We start from the raw sequence: 19,927 nt of genomic DNA, 5'->3' as shown, positions 1-19,927 counted from the left end.
GTTCCAATGAACACCTTGTCAAAGTGATAATCTTTGAGTTTTTCAGTGGTCGAAGTCCCCGTAGTATGTCGAGAAACCTTATTTAAAGTTCCTCCCAAAAGGTGAATTGTCGTATCTTCAGATTGAGCTAACATATAAGCAGTATCAATTGAATTCGTCACAATAGTTACGTTCTTTGATTGCAAATGTTGCGCTACAAAGTTGACTGTTGTTGAAACGTCTAAATAAATCATGTCATTGTTTGCAANTTGAATTCGTCACAATAGTTACGTTCTTTGATTGCAAATGTTGCGCTACAAAGTTGACTGTTGTTGAAACGTCTAAATAAATCATGTCATTGTTTGCAACTATATTTGCAGCTTTCATTCCAATCAATTTTTTCGTTTCTAATTCAGTCTGTGACCGCTCTTGATAAGTATCAATTTTCTTATGAAAAGTAGCTAAAGCTACTCCACCATAGGTTCTAACTATCGCTTTATTTCTTGACAGTTTTACTATATCTCTTCTTGCAGTATCTCGTGAGATATGAAACATTTCACACATTTGTTTTATATTCATGGTTTTATGTGTATCTAAATAATTAAGGACTCGTATCAATCGTTCTTCTTGATTCATAAATAACCTCCTTAAAGGTATTTTAAGCTAAAATAAGTTAATATTCAAGTTACTTTAAGTGTTATGACATGAAATGTCTCTTGAATTAAGTGTTTGTAAGTAAAAATGATAAAACTTCATTTTAAAAATTTTATAATTTCAAACAATTTTATGAATGATTTAAAAGTTTATCCTGGAAGCATAAGTTGGCTAAAACGGCCATCTTATGCTTCTTTTTACAGTGAATTTTTATCCAAAAGTTCACTTTATTCTTTGGTATATAAAATTTATAGAAGGGATACCACCCCATCGCCGTCAAGTTAAAAATTTTCAATACCCCAAGAACGATTTTTTTAATCTTTGATAGCAGCGAAACTTATTTTTACCGTTTTTAGGGTAATCCAAAATATTAGCTTGATGGGTATGGGATCACCATATCATTTCGGAAAAATTGTACGTTTAGACACAAAATAACCGGTACCCTGTTAGTTAAGGAACCGGTTATTGATTTTACTTTTTTATGGTTGTAATTTAGTTTCTTTCTAATCCCAATTAATATCTCCAGCAGTTATCGCACCTTTACCTTTACAATAACCTTGACCTATACATCCTAGTTTTAGACTATACTTACCACGACCTAGTTGTTCGTTTATTGCAAACATGTCACCTGGTTGCAGTGTCTTTTCATACTTGACTTCATGATTTTCATATAATGTGACCTTTATAGGCACCTTACTTTCTGAATAATTTGATGCGTGAAAGAAGGGACTGTAGGTTTTCGTATGTATTTCTCGTGTTTGTTGAGATCTTATGTCTATTAAATTTACCATGCTAATACGAACATCTTTTTGTTCTTCATACTTTTGCAGTTGATTCCAAATTGCTTCATGCCCTTCTGGTATATGGGTAGTCAACAAAATCGTGTCAACTTCTTTAAAATTGATTGGATTTTTAAAGGCTTGTTTATCTTGACCAATTAAAACTTTATTGGTGAGAAAAAGTCCTAGTCCTCCTAATACCAAAATAATACCTATACCGACAATGGAAAATTTAAGGGTTTTATGTTTGAATTCATTCATCCCATATATCCTCCTGTTTTTTAAGCGACTTCTTCCAGCCAGTAGAAGCGGTAAAAGGATAGCCAGACTAGTCAAAATGGATACCATGAATAAGACTAGTGCAACAAGTTCTAGTGGAATTGAGTAGATTATAATTGATATACACAAACCATACAGAAAAGTTCCGATTGCTAAAATATAACGTTTAGCACGAGTTTTATTCATTGCATAACGTTTACGTGTCTCTTTTATTAGTAAACCATAAATAATCAACAACATACCTGGAACAGTGAAAAGACAAGAAGTAATCAAAAATAATTGCGATCCAAGTACATAATTTGCTATTAAGGATGCGAATATCCCAAAAAGAAATAATAATATGCCACCAATCATTCCTTTTGTTGACATATGTTGTGCTTCTTTAGAGTCAATAGATTGTTTCATTTCATCTTGACCATACGATTGCATTTCTTCTACTAGATCACTTAAATCTCCGATTGAAATGACTCCTTTTTTAAATGCGTCTTCTTCTGTATACCCCTCCTTAATCATATCTGAAATTCGTTCTTTTAGATTTATAAACAACTCTTCTTTCATATCAAATAGTTGTTGTGTTCCTTTTACATCCATAAACTGTTTATCGATGTACTCCTGTATTCTTTCGTCTAATTTTTTATTTCTCATTAACACCTGTAATCGCTCCTTTAATTAAACGATCTATAATCTCTTTCGCAATGTTCCACTCTTTTTTACTATTTTCGTAAAAACTCATACCAGATTCTGTAATGCGGTAATATTTTCGTCTTCCCCCTTGAGTTTCATCTCCCCAATAGGAAGAGATGTAATCTTCTTTCTCTAATCGACGAAAAGCTGTATATAAAGTGGCTTCCTTTAATTCATATTGATTGTCACTTAATTCAATAATCCTTTTGTACATTTCATATCCATAACTATCACCTTGACGAAGAACATTTAAGATGATCATGTCCGTATGTCCACGGATTAAGTCTGTAGATATAACACTCATTATATATCACCTCTTGTAGTATACGATATAACAAATTACTTTGTCTGTCAAAGTAATTTGTTATAAACAGTAGAATGATTTCCACTATATTAATATGGAATATAGTGGAAATCATTTTTTTCAAATTCATCATTGTAAAAAGATAAAGCCAGAACGATTAAAATGCCATTTGTATGGTCAATTGATTGCCATTCTACTTTGTTCCTCTATCATGTTTAAAATGCGCCAATTACTCCTCATGAAGAAAAAACAAGAGCTTAGTGAATATAAAGCCATATATATGATTAAAGACTATTTTCTTCTTCTATTCCAAACAATACAAAAAGACACCCAAAAGTTATCAAAGATACTACTTCGCCTGTTCAACCTTCTACAGCAAAACGGACGAAAATCCCATAGGTACGAGAAGAAAACAGTCTTTGATATTTTAGGCGTCGTATACAATTATTCCATGTCTCATAATCATGCAGCTTAATTTAAAAAATCAAAACTCATTAAGGTTTATTTCATATGCAATCCTTTAAATAATATACAATTAGTCTTTAAAATATAGGGACTATCTCACCTGAAATTGATTTTACATAATCTTAGCTTGATAGTAATGTGGTGGGACCCCAAAAAGTGTTAAAAAAACGACCTTTAATCAATCCTGTTTTTTTACATTCCCTTTTTCTAAAACCACAGAAAATATAAGTACTATAGTTAACACCATAATAAACCTTACTTCACTTCCATCACTTACAAAAAATGAATACAAAGTATAAATTAAAATTAATATTCCATAAATAATTTTGTACAATGAACTTCCACCTTTTCCTATATATATTTTAGTATAAAAATTTAATTCAAGTCCTAGATCAAAATAAAAATAAAAAGCACCTGTGATATACACAAAGTGCTTTTCTCTTGTCAATTTATCTATTTTCACTATACTTATCTATTTTCTTTTTATAACTCAAACTTCTTAGAATCGTACTTTTAGCTTGTTGCAATTCATTTTGTTTATATGGAATATGTTTATCTGTTTGTACATCTTCAACATTTTCTCCATTTGCTAATAATTTCCCGTATTTAAAAGAGTGCCCTGTTAATACTGTTGTAGTCATTTTGTATGCCCTCCTTTTGTTTAATTACTTGTATCATAAAACAAGTATCTAAAGTTTATATGTAGTCTATCTAGATTGTATGTAAATTTAAAAAAACCTCTAACAAAATGTTTGTATTGTAATGTTACCACCAAACCCATTGCTCCAAACACCATGGTTTGAAGAGACAGTACCCATGTTCTAGCCTCAATTCCTTCTACAGTTCTATATTGAGTAAAACTAGTTGATCCCTATCATATAAAAAGAGCACCACTTTTTGGATGCTCTTCGTTATAACTATATATTATTTAATTTCCTTCTTTTGTTTCTACCATTTTTCCTTCTTCAGAATCTGTACCTGTACCTTCTGTTTTTTCAACAGTTTTTGCACCTTCTCGTTGTTCAGGAGCTCCCACTTTTGTTTCTACCATTTTTCCTTCCCCAGAATCTGTACCTGTACCTTCTGTTCTTTCAACAGTTTTTGCACCTTCTCGTTGTTCAGGGGCTCCCACTTTTGTTTCTACCATTTTTCCTTCCCCAGAATCTGTACCTGTACCTTCTGTTCTTTCAACAGTTTTTGCATCTCCTTTAGGAGTTGCTGGTACTGTATCTTTAGGTAACTCAAAGTTTTGTGAGAAAGACGTTGTTCCATCTGCACTCATTGTAATCGATTGATTTGGACTATTTTCATTTGATTTTAGGTTGTCCATTTTCACATCTTCTGCACCTCCTGCTAATAATCCTGTACCTAAAAATGCTCCTGCTAATAATGTTTTAATCATTTTTCATTACCTCCTGTTTATTTGTAATGTTCATCAAAAAAGTATCTAGAGTTAATGTTTTAGTCATTATCTTTATCTACTTGCTTTTTGATTACATTTAGCATAAGACAAGAATCTATAGTCGATATGGACTGTATCTGGAGATTACGTAAAGAAAAATAGATGATCAGTTGTATATCTGAATGGGTGTTTAGATAAGATTGAAACTTTATATGAGTTTGAACAATTGAGTTACCCTTTGTTTTTGGTTGGGGTCAAGTGTATCGAGGAGCTAACCTTTTCTAATTTGAATGTAAACTTTTCAATAAAAGTTTACTTTCGGTTTTTTCATCATTTATAGTTCGTTTTGTAATAAATTTCTCAATATAGATATATTTGTTATATATAGTTCTTATATAGAAAATCAACAAAAAATATAATATTATAAAAATTAAGATGGTTTCTGTCATTTGTTTTTCCCTTACGCTAAAGATAAGATCGTATTCCCAGATCTTATCTTTTTTATTTATTAAACTCCAACTGGACTGAAGTTTGATTTTGTTTTTTATTTGAATTTTTCTAAAAAAACGAATATCCTTCATTATAAGAGATTCTAGGGGGGGCATAATAATGAATACAATCGGTAAAGAAATTCGTGAATTTAGAAAGACATATAACCTAACTCGAAAAGAGCTATGTAAAGGAATATGTCCAGTATCCCATTTAAGTTTTATAGAAAATAATAAAGTAGAAGCAAAACCCGAAGTAAAACAATTACTTTTAGAGCGAATTGAGGAATTTAAGTCTAATCCTGAAATTAAGAATGATACGGTTTCGAATGAAAATATAGGAAAATTCTTTTTTAATGAACGATTAAAACATGGAATAAAACAAGAAAATTTGTGTTATGGCATATGTACGGTATCTTATTTAAGTAAAATTGAAAATAATAAACTTGTTCCAAGCTGTAATATCAAAAAATTGTTATATAAGAGATTAGAAGAAATCAAAAACAATACACTAACAGTAGATTTAGAAATACTTGAATTAGAAAAGTTATATGATACTATGATTTCATTTTTTTATAAGGAAAAAATGAATGATGCTAAAAAGATGTTAAATCGAGGGTTACGAACTACCAAAAATAAATACCCTAAACTATATTGTTTATTTTCCTATCAAAATCATTTATATTTTGACCAAACAAATTTTAAAAATTTTCTTGAAAAAACAGCCATTCCTTTTTTCAAGAATGAAAAAGATAATAAACAATTATCCATATCTTATATTGACTTAGCGACCTGTTATCAAAAGGAAAATCAATTTGAAACAGCTTGTTTATATTACCAAAAAGGCATCTCTTGTATAAGGATAGTTAAAAGTTTAAATATCATATCATCTCATAAAAATGTTCAGTTACAATTTTCATAAAATGACTATTTTTCATATAGCAATTGTGGTTATAGCTGTTTTGTAAATCAGTTGTTGTTTTCCATGCATTTATATAAACAACAATTTCTTATAACAATACTATCAAAACAAAGAAATCCTCAACAAGTGGATTTCTTTGTTTTGTTTTTAATTAAGGTACGTGAAATTATTATAAGCTGTATTAAAAAAGCCCCCATATATTTTATACCTATGAGAGCTAACTACGGGTATTTAGACTTTCAACCCCATTTTATACGCTTCATTTAAAGAACTTTGCAACAAAACACTATATTTCCTATTAATATAGTTAATCCAATCGAGCAAGCCGAAATAATTTTTTGAAGTATGCATACTCATTTTCTAATTAGATTAATATAAAGGGAATAGAAACGTTATAATATTTTTTAGTTTGGAAGAGCGTAAAATTTCACTTTAAATGTACCGTTAGAAGTATATCCGCTAGGAGGACCTGCGATATACAAATTCTTTCTATCATCTCCTGAAGGGATCGTTAGAATAGAACCATCTCTAACATTTGACCAAATTACAGGGTCTGTACCTGATTTATCTCTTGCGATTTTAAATGACAAAGAGGTAGCACCTGCTCCTTCTAAAACAACTCGTACTTTGGTACCTGCCGCGAGATGTTCAAGTGAAAAATTATTACTTGATCTACTGGTTTGACCAGGCTGTGCCTTATAGAGTGACTCCACTTCTCTTGTTAAAGTCCCTGTTACATTAGACAATTGGAATGTTTGATTATTACCACCATGGAAATTATATACTGTAACATTTGTTCCATTTGCAGTACCATAACCACTTACATCTAACACTTTGTTTTGATCCTTCTTATTCCTTACATAATAATATCCATTTCCTGCTTCTGTTGGTATCCAATATTGCTCTTCCTTATTTTGATTAGTTGTAGCAACTACATTATTGGAACCATTAAGATTATTCCAAGTTAACACTAAATTTTGATTTGCTATATTTTTAATTTGGTATGCTGATTTATTTGAATCATATACTAGCTTCCATTTTTGATTATTAGCGTTGCCATTTTGCCACAATTGAACATTTCCATCTGCTTGATTTAAGTCAACGACACTACTATTATTTAAAATAGAAACTATTTGATAAGTACCACCATCTTCCAGTTCAGGTGCATAAGGGTCAAAGTTAATGGGTGGCTTTGCGTTAGCAAGGGCTTTTTCAAATCTTCCATCTTTGATCTCAAGTGTTGCATCTCCAAAGTTCGTAGTCATTAGTTTTTCACGAATATTTGGGCTTGGATAGCCATTCCAACCAACCATTGGTAGTTGGAGCCACTGGTGATAATAGTTTTCTGGCGGCTCGTCATTGCTATTAGCCAGGCGAAAAGCATGTGTCGAGCCGCCGTCCTTATGGTATACAATTTTCGGGTGGTTTCCATCGAATCTAACGTTTGAGCGAGGGTTAGTGTACCAATTACCATGTGCTGAATAAGTTACATATTGAACCTGACTATCTTTAACCCAAACTATTGTGTGTTCCCAGTCATGTCGATGTCCAAGCGCAACAGGGCCCGAAGTTGATTGATCTTTCTCAAAGTAACTCGCATACATAATGGCAGTCCAACCATTATTTGATTTGGCCCGAGAATAAGTGTTTGAATTTTCCAGTCGGTTAACATCTCTACAGACACTTTCCGGGGAACCGCCCAAACTTAGGCCAGGGTTAGTCGTGCCATCTGGAGAAATTGCTGCAGTCGCATAACACCCGTCTGTGTCGTAGTCATACACAGAAGCATAATCTAACTCTATCTTTGACGCATTTTGTGGAAGTGCCTTGATTACATCCCCATATGCTTTTGGGGTAGAAAGAAAACTCTTATCAAATTCTCCACCTAAGTTGAATGCAAATGTACTCAATACTATTAACGCAGTCATTACTATCTTTGATATTAATTTCATGTTCCCCCTCCTAGTTATATAAATAACATACATCTTAAAGGTCAACCTGTGTCTAAACGTAAAAATCCTCAAAATAGCGTGGTGACCCCTAAATATATATCATAAAGTTTATTTTATCCCATTTGCATTTCTTTTTTATTGAGAAATACAATTCAAATCAGTGTTATATTCAGAAATGGATAAAGCACTCTTTCGAAGGCCTTCTATTATTCTAATTTTTATTTAAGAGTTCTCTTTTGCTTATATATAATAAAAAAGAATCCTTATTATAAGGATTCTGCAACATCCCAAACAATGCAGTATCCATTAAGCGGATTATTTAGGCAAAAAATTAAATGTAGACTATTGATTATGTGTTGTATTTTTTATTAAACATTACGGTACGTGAAATTATATATTTCCCTTATTAAAAAAGCCCCCATAGATCTTACACCTATGAGAGCTACCTAAGGGTATTTAGACTTTCGACTCCATTCTATTGTAACAGGCTTTCACCATACATGAGAAACATAATGAACCAAAAACAGACAATCATAATAAGAAACTCTTTAACCCCTTGTTGAAAGGAAATACGCCCTTCTTCCATTCTACATGCCCCTTTTCTCTACAACTTTTTATATGCTAAAATATAGAGGAAAGAAACCTGCCAATTTCTTTCCCAGACGGTCACTCATGACTTTGCTCTTTGTTTGCTTTTGCAAATGAAGAGCTTTTATTTTGCATACTTATACTCGCTTTCCAGCATCGCATAACGTAATAACTTTAACTTTGTCTCTCTTTTCAATGCTTTCCACTCAGATACACCAATTTTCATGTCTCATTCCTCCAATAATTAAATTTGTAATTTATATAGCTTATAAGTTCCAATTGTAAATCGTTCTAATTTGTTTATCGCTAAATCCTTCATGGACAGCGAAGATTTCTGGAAAATCCGAGAGACACAAATCAATAATTGTATTATCAGTTGTTCTTATATAATAATACTGAACAACCCCTTCATAATTCGAATATAAATAGTATTTATGAATTTTATAATTTAATCCATTTTTCTCTAATACCTCATAAAGTTTATTTTTAGTTTCATCCATTACGTCAAAAATGGTTAACTGCTCCATTATTAACAGCTCCTCATTGCGTAAATTTACTAAACTAACTCTAAGAACAAGATTGTTTCATTATGCTCATTGGTATACACATTAAACTGTTTTCCTGTAGCTTCTAATGCACTAAAAAGCATTCTTTTATATCCTTGATCCATAAAATCTACACTTATTTGACCATGATTCATAATAAATTGAAGATCAGCCATCATCTTTTTAACTTTCCGTTCCATATAATAACCTCCTCAATAAAGTTATATAACTTATAATTATTTTTATAGAGGAGGTTGTAATATGGCTGTTAATAAAGACAAGTACACTCAAATTTTAGTTACTTTTACAAAAGAACAAGTAGAACAAATAGAAAATTATTGGCATGAAAATAAGCTGAAGAACCGAAACGAAGCAATTCGTCAGATCGTAGACAAAGGGTTAAGTCGTAAATAATGGCTTCCCTTTTTATTTACCCTAAAAAACCTAAAAACGCATATAAATTCCCTATCTCCCTTTACATGAGTTTTTATAACAAATATGACTTATTATATTAATAACTCCATCAACACCCCATACAACAAAATCTGAAGAGTCGTTTTTTTGTTAAACTGATTTTTTCATCCTTTCTTTAAACAAATGAAAAAAGAGCCGGATTTTCATCACAGCTCATGTATTGATTGGTTCTGTATGTGTACATGTAGGATATTGTGAACAGCCAAAAAACTTATTTCCTGTTTTATTTGAATTACGAACGACTAAATCATGTTTACATGTTGGACATTTCCGTGCTGCAGGTGTTACCCCTTGATATACATCTTCAGCCGAATATTCTTGATTGATTTTATTAATCAATTTCTGAAGTTCTACACGATCTATTAGTTTTACATTGCAAGCTTCCGCTAATTCTTTCGCTTGTCTTGTATATACACTGTTTGTTACAACCCAGCCTTCGTGTGCTTTGTAATAGGCTTGTGCTGCATATATCTCTTGTACGGCACTAATGCCAACTCTATTTTTCATCCCGTAGCGTTTTGCCTGGATTACAATACGATTTTTCCCCTTTAACACCAGATCCGCTCCGAAATCATTTGACTGTTTTGTAACTGTTGGAGAATAACCCAACTCTCGAAAAAGAGCTTTTAAGTACACTTCGAATTGATGTCCGTCCATTTTGTCTATATAACGAATACCAGACTTAGCCATTCGCTTTAATATTCTTCGCTCCTGGATCTTCCGGTACATGAATTTACAAATACGAAAAAGAACATAAAGGATAAAACCATATATCAAAATTTGTAATATGTTTGGCATTTCTGGTAGATTAGACACTTCGCTCCACCTCTTTAATTGGTTTCATTTTCTTTGGTTGGGCTGTTTCTTTTGCCTGTTGCTCACTCACTTGTTTCTTCCGGACATCGTTCCAATCCTTTTCATTCGTTGGGATATCCTCTTTAAGATCGACAAAGCATTTCATTGTCTGAATGAAGTCTTTCCCAGCTTTATCATTATCAACTGCCATAATGATCTCTTTAATATCGTGCCCTTCTTTTTTCGCATCCATTAAAGATTGAATCACTGTTTTTGACTTCAATCCATGCATAGAAACCAGGCGAGCGTTTTGTATCTTATTTTGCTTGATACTCCAATGAGATAACATGTCGATTGGATCTTCATAAAAATAAATCTTATCCGGTTTACCTACATCAACCGTAAAACCGGCATTGATTTTTTCATAATTCGGGACAATTTGCTTAAAGCTTCCTCTCTTATTCTCCATTTTGACAGTACCTTGACGGTTCATTCCAATGACTTGCCCTTTGCCACCTTCTTCTCTCCATTTGAACACGACATTGTTTTTCTTATCCTGGGCGATGAGATCCTTTTTAATCAACCAGTTCACCAGGCGAGGATCTATTTTCCGCTCATCAATTAAGTATTGCTTGATTTCTGTTTGTTTCAAAACCTCTAAGTGTTTTGGATAACTAAACGGCTGCTGCTCTTTTTTGCGCTCCTCTTCCGCTTTTGAACGATCAAACTCTTTGTAGTCCCCCTTCTGAATGTCCATCACGGCTTGTGGGAATGTCATATCATAGTACATCATGGCAAAGCTAATCGCTCCATATCCTTTTTCCCCTCGACTATTCCAGGCATACTGGTTTCCTTTAATGATGAGACTGTCATGTTCCGTATGACGATAATAGTTTCCTTCTTTCTTAAACGTTTCTCCTTTTGCTTCCAGATATGAAATCAAGTCAACGTTTCTTGCTTTCATCGCATCCTCCGCACTGACATATGCCATTACGGAATCCCCCCCTTTACTCTATAAAATGAAATAAAAAAGAGGACTATTCCGTTTCCTAGTCCTCTTTTGCTACTTATAGTTGTTACATTTCATTTTTATTTGCCGAATAAGAATTTTAATCGCTTCTCCTGTACGCTGTATGATAAACGAGCGTCAAATTTCTTCCCGTTTTTGTTTGAGATAAACCCTTTGATCTGATCCGTTACATTCTTTTCTAATAACTTTTTCACATGGTTACTACTTAAATTTTTACCAGAGAATGTACCAAAAATAATGAAGTCACAGCCTTTTTTGTATTTCTCACATAAGTAGTTACTTTTCCCTACAAGAACCCTACTCTTACACAATGGACATTTACCAATGGTACGATCTTCAGTCGTTGGAAAACGGAATTTCAAACTTCCGTCCGCTTCCATATAGATAGCTGCTGTAAATTCTCCCTTTTCTCCTTGAAAGCCGTTGATAAAATCCGTTGTTTTATACTGAAGTAGCTTCTTCATTTGATTGCCAGGGATTGCTTTCCCTTTCATTTTGGCTGGTAACATAAAATCACATCCGTTTTTATGCTCCGTGCATCCATAAAATGTTTTACGATAAAGCATATCCCCTTTTTTACATTTTGGACATTTACCAAATGACAGCTCCTCTTGTGTTGGGAACTGAAATTTAACTTTTCCTTCATGTAACACGAGATAAGCGGAAAACTCCTTCTCATTGGACTTAAATCCTTTTAAAAGATCTGTTTTCTTATCTTCAAACAGCTTTTTCGCTTGCGCTTCCGGAATCGCTTTTTCTTTAATTTTTTTCGGTAAGGAGATTTCACATTCCGGATAATTACTGCACCCGTAAAAATTTCCTTTATGAAGGATTTTTCCCTTTCTACAAGGGCATTTACACACTTCGATTTGCTGATTCCAAGTATTAATAATGCTATCCGAAACCTTATCATCCATTGCGCCTAATTGTTCCACCGTATCTTTTACAAACGTATTTGTTTTCTCTACAAATTCCTCATATTTCATTTCGTTCTTTTCAATCATGTAAATCATCCCTTCCATTTCAGCCGTATAAGCTGGATTTTTAATTGTATCGACCGGAAAAGCATCTATAAAAGCACGACCAATAGGTGTCGTTCGAATTTGATTATTGGTGACATCAATATAGCTACGATCTAACAGTTTCGGAATAAATGTTTCTTCCGTTGCCACTGTCCCAATCCGTTTCCCTTTCATGAGTTCCTTCAAATGTTCATCATCTAATTTACGTCCTGCCGTTTCCATAAAGGTTAAAATAGAACTTTCCGTATGAAAGGCTGGTTTCTTCGTTCGAGACTCAATCAAGTCATACTGAACGATTCTGAAAGAATCTCCTTCTTGTAAAATAGGTATCTGGAATGCTTCAACTGACCCCTCCTCTATATCCTCTTGAAACACACTTAGAAACCCTTTCTCTTGTAGGATCTTTTCTTTTGTACTGTATGTGTTGCCCTCTTGATCTATAAAATGCACTTCTCTTACCAGGTAGATTGCTGGTTTCATAAAATTCCCGATAAATCGTTTTACAATTAAGTCATATAACTGTTTTTCTAATGGATCTCGGTTGGTCCCGACATATAATTTTGTTGTTGGGATGATGGCAAAGTGACTACTGACTAATTCATCATTAAATGTAGTGTGTTTTTTTGTAATAGAAGATGGAATTACTTGTTGTACGAGATTTGCATAGGTGCTTTTTTCTAATGCTGCCATTACTTCTTTCACTCGTTCCACTTGCTCAGTAGGTAAATGCCTGGATGAAGAACGAGGATAAGTAATAAAGCCTTCTTCATACAAACTCTGAATGTGTTTTTTTGCTGTTTCCGCATTTATCTTCAGTTTGGCGTGAGCATCTTTGTAGATATCCGTTAAGTTATATAATAATTTTGGTTTCTTTTTTCTCGTACTCTCTTTAAATTCCGTTACGATTACATTCGTTTCTTTCAAGCTATCTCCAAGCTTTTGTAATGGCGATGGATCTATCAGTTGATCTTCTGTTTTCATTACTGGTGATAAACCGTTTTCCGTTAGTAGCTTCAAATTGTAATAGGTTTGTTCTTTATAATTTTGGATAGCGATTTCCCTCTGACGGATTTCATTCAAGATACACATTTGAACACGACCAGAAGCCAATAAAAATTGATTTTTTGCTAGTTTGGATGTACATCCTCTTGTAACATTAATCCCTAGAATATAATCCAGGTATTGCCTTGCTTTAGCGGATTGAGCAAGTCCATCATAATCTGCTCTTGGTTCTAATCGGTTCAAGGCTCCCTCTAGTTCTGCGGCTTCATAAGAAGAGATAAACAGGCGTGATTCTCGCTTGTTCACACCTGCATATTCAACTATTTCACGATAGATAAGCTCACCTTCCTTATCAGCATCACAAGCGTTTGCCACATGATCTACATCGGGACGATTTAACAACTTAACCAATATTTGAATTTGTTCAAGACTATCCGGTTTTTCTTTATATTCCGGCTCTAAAATAATGGGTAAGTGATCAAATTTAAACTCTTTGTATTTTTCATCCATTTCCTCCGGATATTTTAGTTCTAATAAGTGCCCACGGCACCAACTAATAATGTAATTTTCATTTTCATAGTAGCCATAATATGGCTTGCTCCCCGAATACCTTTGTGAGTTTCTAAATCTAGGTGATTTTAATAATTCAACAGCTACCTTCGACTTTTCAGCAATAAATAATGTTTTCCCCATACGTACTACCTCCTATTAATCTGCAATTTCACGCTTCGATTTCTTGTTTCTCCGCTTTTTCATTATTCTGTGCCCAAATAATAGCAACATGTTCAAAAAGACAGCTACAAGGAACATACAGCCCGCAAACAGCCATACATTCATGGCATTCTCTCCTTTCGTTCTATAAATAAGAAAGAGGGCTTTTCCTTTAACCCTCTTTCATTTTTAGATATAAAAAAATCACTCTCCGTTATCTCAATTGAGTAACAAAAAATGATTTAATCTGGTGTTCCTGTTATAAAATTTTTCATCGTTCCATTTCCATTGTTTCTTTTTTTCTACCCGATTTCTTTGTAGACTTCGGCTGATCTACATTACCAGGATCTATTTCCGTTTCTTTTTCTTTATCATTCGTTTTTTTTCCATTCACCGGCTGAAACTTTTTATCAAAATCCGTTTCCTTTGAAGTTGTAGACTGATTCACCGTTATTCCTTCTTTCCCAAGTTTCTCATCCACCTGGTTTTCTAATTTCACTATATGTTCCTGGCTTACTAGCTCATTATCAATTGAAACATACTTTGTTGTATAATATCGCTCTTCAGCTTTTACACGAGTGACAATGCTATCAATATTATCTGGTGTCTCTTCATATTGTGAACGTCTGTAAGCTTCGAATTTCCGGCTTAAATCTTTATCTAATGTAGTTGGCTCCTTTTCTTTTAAAGGCTGAATTTGTTGATTTAGAGAAGCAATAGGTGCATATCCCTCCATCTTCATTTCTTTATATAATTCCACTTCTTTTTCATTAAATGAGTAATCCTTTTGCGCCTCCCCCTTATCAACTAAGAGTCCATACAGTTCATCTTTTACGATTTCATCTAGACTCATATTTGTATCCTTTTCATGAATGACAAATGATAAATTTCCTCTTCCATCAAAAATAGAGCTTTGAACCTTTGCATATAAATCTGGCTTCAAAATGTTATCTAAATAGACATTTTCTCGTTCTCCATTTTTCTCCATTAACGAAACATATAAATCTTCTGGATTTGTTTTATCTTGGTTCCATACCGATAAATAATTAATATCTTTCGTAACACCATCCATCATGTGAATCCTTGCAACCTCTTCATCTTGCATATCCTTCGCCAACACTTCAATTGTAACTAAATGAGTAGGTGCCTCTTTCAAGCTTTCTAATGTACTTTCCTGTGCTTTTTCCATCGTTATTTCTTTGTTATTCCTATGATTCACTACCTCATCCCGTAACGCTTGCTTCACTTCATCCGATAGATACCTTTTCTCGTTTAATACTTGTTCATATGGCGTTTTGTAGTCCCCATCTCCCATATTCATACGATCCATACTCACAAGCTCCATTCTCCCAAAATCCCTATCTACTCCTTTTGGAATGACAATATGATAACGAGCTTGATCGTAAGGGATGGTTTCACCTCTTTCTCTAGCTTCTTCCCTTGCTTTTTCAATACTTGTAATAACTTCAGCCATTTTTTCATTGGCTTCTCCAAATGGAATCAGTTGATTATTCTTAAAAGTTTCGTTGTCGCTCCATTGAACTAGCATAGTTGGACGATTAATTTCGTCCTGATTTAATGCTGCATACTTTTCTTGATTCGCTTCGTTAAATGCATCAATAAATTCTTTATCACTCAATTTCCCTGCACCTTCTACAGGTTCAAACGCTCGATTCCTATCTGCTTGTTCCCTTAACTCTGCAACAGAAACAAGCTCTTGTGTCGTATTACTTAAACTCATGTATTCCACCAATAAAATATTTTTTTCATTCTGTTTTTCATTTACAAAGCTAGGTTGAGCATTTTTTTCTAGTCCAATTGGTGCAAGTATTTTTTCTTCAACCTGCTCATATTCAATCGTTGTATAATACCCATCCTCTTGATCCAAACCTTTAAAACTTGCCTCTTCTGCTACTGTATATCCATGACCCTCTACATGAAAAACTTCTTCATTGTGCTGTAATGGCTTACCTGTTTCTTGGCAATAAATCACTTCTGATTCAGATTTAGGATATAGTCCTTTATATTCAATCTCATTATTCATTACTTCTTTATGTGCTGTTGAAATTCGATGATTAATTACATTCAAAGCCAAACTCACTGAATTTTGAAACCAAAAATCTTTATGATTTTCTTTCACATGCTCATTAATACAATCGACTTTTAAACGCTTTTCACGATCTAACGAAACCTTAGCGATTGGTATATCATTGAAACTATCTTCTAACAAATCAGCTTCATAATATTGCTCTAATGTATCCACAATTTTTTTAAATGTATCTTGTTCTCTGTTTGTACCAAATTCATAAACAATCTGTTCCATCTCCCCTAAATTCAAACGAATATTAGGATTTATTTCTTCTAATACACGATTATCTTCTGAAAGTTGAATTTCATAGTTTTCCCAATGTTTTTCAAAATTTAATCCAAGCCTTTCATTGATAAGTCGCTGCGCATTTTGTTGGATGTCTGTTAAAACCTCAAAATTGTCTCTTACATTCCCATCTTTATTTTCAGACACTTGTTTTGCCATATGATCTACTCCTTTTTCGTTTGTTTTTTCTTTTTCCAACGAGCTTTCAATTGTTTCAATAAATTCAATTGAAGTTTCATGTACTTCTTTCAACAACTTCGTTTTATCTTTCATTTCTTTTCCTTGTGTCCAGCTCGCTAAATATCCTAACGAATATTCACTTGTATCAATCCCAAAATAAGAAGATACAGCGTAAGCTGTCATTTCTGCTTGAACTCTTTTTCTGGTGCTGTGTAATGCATATGTGTCTCTGCTGTATGAAGTTTGGCATGCGCCAATTCGTGAAGAAGTGTTTTTACATTTTGCAATTCACTGTTTCTAGGATTCAAAGCAACCTCTTTTGTTAAGGTGTAACTAACTCCCTTTGTAACCCCAAGTTCTTGCTTCAGCTCAATAATTTTCACACCGTTTTTTTTCCGCAATGGCTTCCATTCCCTTGTACAAACTCTTGTAATCTGTTACGCTCCCGTCTAGCCAACGATTCGGAAAAATACGAGGAAGATCTTCCGCTTTTGCGTTTGTTTGGGACACATCAAACACATGACCGACAGCAAAATATAAGCGACCTGGTTTCACTTCTACGCTTTTAGATTCAATTTGTTTTTTCTCTTGCTCATTTGCTTTAGTTACTGTTTTCCAAGTGCCTTCTTTGTCCTTAAATTTTGCTACAGTTCGGTTTGGAACAAGAATTTTAATTCCTTTCTCACCCTTCTTAACGGGAAATCCTTTTTCTTTCCAAAAAGAAAAGGAACCAACTGCACTGGCTCCCTGGAATTGACTCTGTATTAATGAAATATTAGATGGTGAATAGTGATAAAACTTTGCCATAAACGTTAGATACTCTTTTAAATCTCCCGGTGTACGAAAATAACCTTCAACGCTTTTTTCCATCTTTTTTGTTAAAGCTTGCACCGCTTCTTTCTTTTCTTCTGGTGATTTCGTTTGATACTTTTTCTTATAACTTTTACTCATGATCTTCTCCTACTCTTTCACTTGCTTTTTGTAATTCCTCCATTTCCTCTTCATTCCATCTCTCAGCTGTATCAAAGAAAAGCTCATGAGTTTTCACATTAACTGGAACTAACATATTTTCTTGATTCATGACATGGACTGCAAGTTCTTCCTCTTGTTCTCGTGTAAATTTGATTGTTAGTTCTTCCTCTTTTACAAGTAAAATAAGTTCACCTTCTCCAACCTCTTTAATGACTCCTAATGCGATATCTTCATGAAATAATAACATCCTAATAACCTCCTGTTTTTTTATAAAAAGAAACAATGTAGCTTACGTTACATTGTTCTTTGATGCCTCATGATCTAAACGTTTTTGTCTTGCGTTACTAATCCGTTCCGCTACGACTTCTTTTGCTATCTTCACACTTCCCATCTCTTGTTTATCAGTCGTAATAAGACTATCTACACCCTCTAAAAAGAAATAACCATTTAATAATTCGATTAAAATTTGCGTATTTCTATCCGCACTATTTGCACCAAGACGAATTTTTGTTAGTTCACTTTTCAACACATCGTGTAAATTCTTTGATACAATTTCGGAAATATAATTCAATGACCATTCTGTATTTTTGGATGCCTGATGTTCTCTACAAATCCTAACAATTGCTTCACCGTTATATCTGATGTTGTGTTCTTCCATGTAATCTTTAATATACGTATCTGTTTCCTCATCCAATGTAATTTGCATGCGAAAGTCTTTCATTTAATAACCCCTCTCATTTTGATATGCACTTTCTTTTTGCATACGTTCATAATACTTTTGGTTCTTCCAACTTTCATATTCACTTTTAAAAGCACTTTCCACTTTTCTCATAGAGTACTGAATAGATATATTCTGCTTAAATTTTTGAAACGGCTTTGATTTTTTCATATGCTGGATTCTCTTTTGCTCTTTATCATATGCCTTCATTTCTTGTAAAAAGGCGTTACCCATTCTTTTATATAGGTCATTGATTTTATTCGTTTTATAATTTTCATATTGCTTCTTATCATACTTCCCTTCCCCATAAGCTTCTTTAAACACTTGCACTTCTTTATCTAACTTTTGGAGAAACTGATCGTAATCTTTTTTATGATGATGTTGAATATATCGACTGCTTAATTTATCAATTTCCGGCTTTAATGGTTGAATCGTATTGTAGCTATATTGCCACTGTCTTTTATCACTTGGTAACTGTTTATAGATTTGTAAAAACAACGGTTTCAGATGTTGATTACGCCAATCAAAAACGGAATCCTCTTTTTTCCTTCCCACCATATTATTTCTAATCAGATCATTAATTTGTTTTTGTTCCTGCTTACGATCTAATAGATTATTTACAACTTTCCCCTTCATCGCATCTAATGTTTTTGGTTTTCTTTTACCACGTTCTCTCGTTGGATATGGTTCAACAGTTGCCACATGAATGTGAATATTATCCGTATTAAAATGAATGGCTGCCGACCAGATAGAGCTTTTTTCTAACCCCTCTCTTTTTTGCATTTCCCTCATCGCAAGCCGTGTTACATCCATTAACTTTTTTTCATCCAACGTTTTTGTTATCTCATCATAAATTCCTTGTTTCTCTAACCAGGGATTATGAAAAGAAATGACATCTTGCCACATGATACTTCCATTCTCATGAGCGGTTTTAAACATTTCCTTTAAGGACTTTTTTTCACTTTCTGTTAAACGATTTGCGTGTTCCGTAAATAATGCCGATGTCTTTTCTGAATTCCCCATGTATTCTTGATACGTTTCGAACATTTTCGGATTCAGCTTCACTTCACTTTTCGCTTCCTCCCGATCTACATAATCAATATAGTTTTGAAAAGCATCCGAACTTGGCAACACAAATTTCGTTTTTAAAACAACACCTGGTGTGACGGAAGATTGAACAGGAATGGCATTATTCATTTTCAACATCCTGCATCATCATTTGAATAAACTCATTCATTTTTTCCATTGCGTTATAACAATCACTCATCATATGGATGTTCTTTTCAATAAGATTTTCTAATTCCATTTCCCTTTTATTTTGTTGCTGAAAAAATGCCAACATTTCAATTTGAGCTTTCAAAAATTTTTGCCTAGATACTCCTTTCCTTTTTGCTATTTCATCTATTTTCTTTAAGGCAACTGGATCTATATCTCTTATTTTTAGATTCACAATTTCCGCTCCTTTCTGCAATTCTGGGTAGAGATCAGAAAATAGTGAGAAGAGCATAAGGGGTTTCTGCCCCCACCGAGGGTGTGGGGCTAGGCGGAGCCTAGCGAAACGGTGAGGGCAAGAAAAGCTTTTAGGTGTAGACTCACTCACGACATGAC

Annotated in this window: 22 protein-coding genes and 2 pseudogenes; 3 read left to right on the top strand and 21 right to left on the bottom strand. The window is 33.5% G+C overall.

Annotated features, from left to right (window positions below; genetic code table 11):
- From ASE54_RS35775 to ASE54_RS15685, 4 genes and pseudogenes are all read right to left on the bottom strand, one after another.
- A pseudogene (locus ASE54_RS35775) lies at positions 1-233 on the bottom strand (DeoR/GlpR transcriptional regulator); the annotation flags it as partial.
- A gap of 15 nt (positions 234-248) precedes the next feature.
- A partial coding sequence (locus tag ASE54_RS35770; RefSeq protein ID WP_141654164.1) for a DeoR family transcriptional regulator occupies positions 249-615 on the bottom strand: 367 nt, incomplete at its 3' end.
- Positions 616-1,136: 521 nt separating this feature from the next.
- A complete protein-coding gene (locus ASE54_RS36995; RefSeq protein WP_226790166.1) occupies positions 1,137-2,336 on the bottom strand; it encodes a permease prefix domain 1-containing protein in 1,200 nt (399 codons plus the stop codon).
- Complete coding sequence (locus ASE54_RS15685; RefSeq protein ID WP_000111505.1) at positions 2,326-2,679, bottom strand: PadR family transcriptional regulator; 354 nt, start codon at positions 2,677-2,679, stop codon at positions 2,326-2,328. The genes ASE54_RS36995 and ASE54_RS15685 overlap by 11 nt, the downstream gene beginning before the upstream one ends.
- A gap of 115 nt (positions 2,680-2,794) precedes the next feature.
- Here ASE54_RS15685 and ASE54_RS15680 point away from each other — a divergent pair.
- Positions 2,795-3,154, top strand: a pseudogene (locus tag ASE54_RS15680) (IS4 family transposase); the annotation flags it as partial.
- Positions 3,155-3,322: 168 nt separating this feature from the next.
- On the opposite strand, the gene ASE54_RS15675 reads toward ASE54_RS15680, so the two are convergent.
- The 3 genes from ASE54_RS15675 to ASE54_RS15665 all read right to left on the bottom strand — a co-directional run bounded on the left by ASE54_RS15675 (position 3,323) and on the right by ASE54_RS15665 (position 4,546).
- On the bottom strand, positions 3,323-3,607 hold the full coding sequence (locus tag ASE54_RS15675; protein ID WP_133239724.1) for a hypothetical protein: 285 nt from the start codon (positions 3,605-3,607) through the stop codon (positions 3,323-3,325).
- The gene (locus ASE54_RS36105) at positions 3,594-3,785 is read right to left on the bottom strand and encodes a hypothetical protein (RefSeq protein ID WP_003310149.1); all 192 of its coding nucleotides are present in this window, start codon (positions 3,783-3,785) and stop codon (positions 3,594-3,596) included. Before ASE54_RS36105 ends, ASE54_RS15675 begins: the two co-directional genes overlap by 14 nt.
- A gap of 287 nt (positions 3,786-4,072) precedes the next feature.
- Complete coding sequence (locus ASE54_RS15665; protein ID WP_000598080.1) at positions 4,073-4,546, bottom strand: hypothetical protein; 474 nt, start codon at positions 4,544-4,546, stop codon at positions 4,073-4,075.
- A 609-nt stretch (positions 4,547-5,155) separates the two neighbouring features.
- On the opposite strand from ASE54_RS15665, the gene ASE54_RS15655 reads away from it, so the two are divergent.
- A complete protein-coding gene (locus ASE54_RS15655; protein ID WP_001092094.1) occupies positions 5,156-5,956 on the top strand; it encodes a helix-turn-helix transcriptional regulator in 801 nt (266 codons plus the stop codon).
- 404 nt (positions 5,957-6,360) lie between these two features.
- Here ASE54_RS15655 and ASE54_RS15650 read toward each other — a convergent pair whose 3' ends face one another.
- The 3 genes from ASE54_RS15650 to ASE54_RS15640 form a co-directional block, all read right to left on the bottom strand.
- Positions 6,361-7,908 carry an NPP1 family protein gene (locus ASE54_RS15650; RefSeq protein WP_000767377.1) on the bottom strand — a complete coding sequence of 516 codons (1,548 nt, stop codon included), beginning with the start codon at positions 7,906-7,908 and terminating at the stop codon, positions 6,361-6,363.
- A gap of 854 nt (positions 7,909-8,762) precedes the next feature.
- On the bottom strand, positions 8,763-9,023 hold the full coding sequence (locus ASE54_RS15645; protein WP_000436959.1) for a hypothetical protein: 261 nt from the start codon (positions 9,021-9,023) through the stop codon (positions 8,763-8,765).
- 29 nt (positions 9,024-9,052) lie between these two features.
- Positions 9,053-9,241, bottom strand: coding sequence for a hypothetical protein (locus ASE54_RS15640; RefSeq protein WP_000440216.1), 189 nt, complete (start codon positions 9,239-9,241; stop codon positions 9,053-9,055).
- Positions 9,242-9,302: 61 nt separating this feature from the next.
- Here ASE54_RS15640 and ASE54_RS36360 point away from each other — a divergent pair, with 61 nt between their 5' ends.
- Complete coding sequence (locus tag ASE54_RS36360; RefSeq protein WP_000290205.1) at positions 9,303-9,455, top strand: hypothetical protein; 153 nt, start codon at positions 9,303-9,305, stop codon at positions 9,453-9,455.
- A 213-nt stretch (positions 9,456-9,668) separates the two neighbouring features.
- Here the strand turns inward: ASE54_RS36360 and ASE54_RS15635 are convergent, their stop codons facing one another.
- The 11 genes from ASE54_RS15635 to ASE54_RS15590 form a co-directional block, all read right to left on the bottom strand.
- Entirely contained in the window at positions 9,669-10,331 is a 663-nt protein-coding gene (locus ASE54_RS15635) for a restriction endonuclease (RefSeq protein WP_000067636.1), read from the bottom strand.
- Positions 10,324-11,301 carry a DUF3991 and TOPRIM domain-containing protein gene (locus ASE54_RS15630; RefSeq protein ID WP_000332215.1) on the bottom strand — a complete coding sequence of 326 codons (978 nt, stop codon included), beginning with the start codon at positions 11,299-11,301 and terminating at the stop codon, positions 10,324-10,326. Before ASE54_RS15630 ends, ASE54_RS15635 begins: the two co-directional genes overlap by 8 nt.
- A 98-nt stretch (positions 11,302-11,399) precedes the next feature.
- The gene (locus ASE54_RS15625; RefSeq protein WP_000520755.1) at positions 11,400-14,057 is read right to left on the bottom strand and encodes a type IA DNA topoisomerase; all 2,658 of its coding nucleotides are present in this window, start codon (positions 14,055-14,057) and stop codon (positions 11,400-11,402) included.
- Positions 14,058-14,072: 15 nt separating this feature from the next.
- Positions 14,073-14,201 carry a hypothetical protein gene (locus ASE54_RS37390; RefSeq protein WP_003310145.1) on the bottom strand — a complete coding sequence of 43 codons (129 nt, stop codon included), beginning with the start codon at positions 14,199-14,201 and terminating at the stop codon, positions 14,073-14,075.
- Positions 14,202-14,346: 145 nt separating this feature from the next.
- Positions 14,347-16,812 (bottom strand): LPD25 domain-containing protein, encoded by a 2,466-nt coding sequence (locus tag ASE54_RS34410; RefSeq protein WP_003310144.1) that lies wholly within the window; start codon positions 16,810-16,812, stop codon positions 14,347-14,349.
- A complete protein-coding gene (locus tag ASE54_RS36990) occupies positions 16,809-17,030 on the bottom strand; it encodes an ImmA/IrrE family metallo-endopeptidase (RefSeq protein ID WP_003258719.1) in 222 nt (73 codons plus the stop codon). Before ASE54_RS36990 ends, ASE54_RS34410 begins: the two co-directional genes overlap by 4 nt.
- Positions 16,999-17,580 carry an ArdC family protein gene (locus ASE54_RS36985; protein WP_003258721.1) on the bottom strand — a complete coding sequence of 194 codons (582 nt, stop codon included), beginning with the start codon at positions 17,578-17,580 and terminating at the stop codon, positions 16,999-17,001. Before ASE54_RS36985 ends, ASE54_RS36990 begins: the two co-directional genes overlap by 32 nt.
- On the bottom strand, positions 17,573-17,848 hold the full coding sequence (locus tag ASE54_RS15605; RefSeq protein ID WP_000923905.1) for a hypothetical protein: 276 nt from the start codon (positions 17,846-17,848) through the stop codon (positions 17,573-17,575). The genes ASE54_RS36985 and ASE54_RS15605 overlap by 8 nt, the downstream gene beginning before the upstream one ends.
- A gap of 42 nt (positions 17,849-17,890) precedes the next feature.
- On the bottom strand, positions 17,891-18,322 hold the full coding sequence (locus ASE54_RS15600; protein ID WP_000651369.1) for a hypothetical protein: 432 nt from the start codon (positions 18,320-18,322) through the stop codon (positions 17,891-17,893).
- Positions 18,323-19,516, bottom strand: a complete 1,194-nt coding sequence (gene mobP2, locus ASE54_RS15595) for a MobP2 family relaxase (RefSeq protein ID WP_001057732.1) — start codon at positions 19,514-19,516, stop codon at positions 18,323-18,325.
- The gene (locus tag ASE54_RS15590; RefSeq protein WP_002155031.1) at positions 19,509-19,769 is read right to left on the bottom strand and encodes a hypothetical protein; all 261 of its coding nucleotides are present in this window, start codon (positions 19,767-19,769) and stop codon (positions 19,509-19,511) included. Before ASE54_RS15590 ends, mobP2 begins: the two co-directional genes overlap by 8 nt.
- Between the last annotated feature and the right edge of the window lie 158 nt (positions 19,770-19,927).

It is taken from the genome of Bacillus sp. Root131, from assembly GCF_001429475.1.
In the GTDB taxonomy this organism is placed as follows: Bacteria; Bacillota; Bacilli; order Bacillales; family Bacillaceae_G; genus Bacillus_A; species Bacillus_A thuringiensis_S.
Note: the sequence above shows the minus strand (reverse complement) of the source record. Positions and strands in the feature narration are given on the sequence as shown.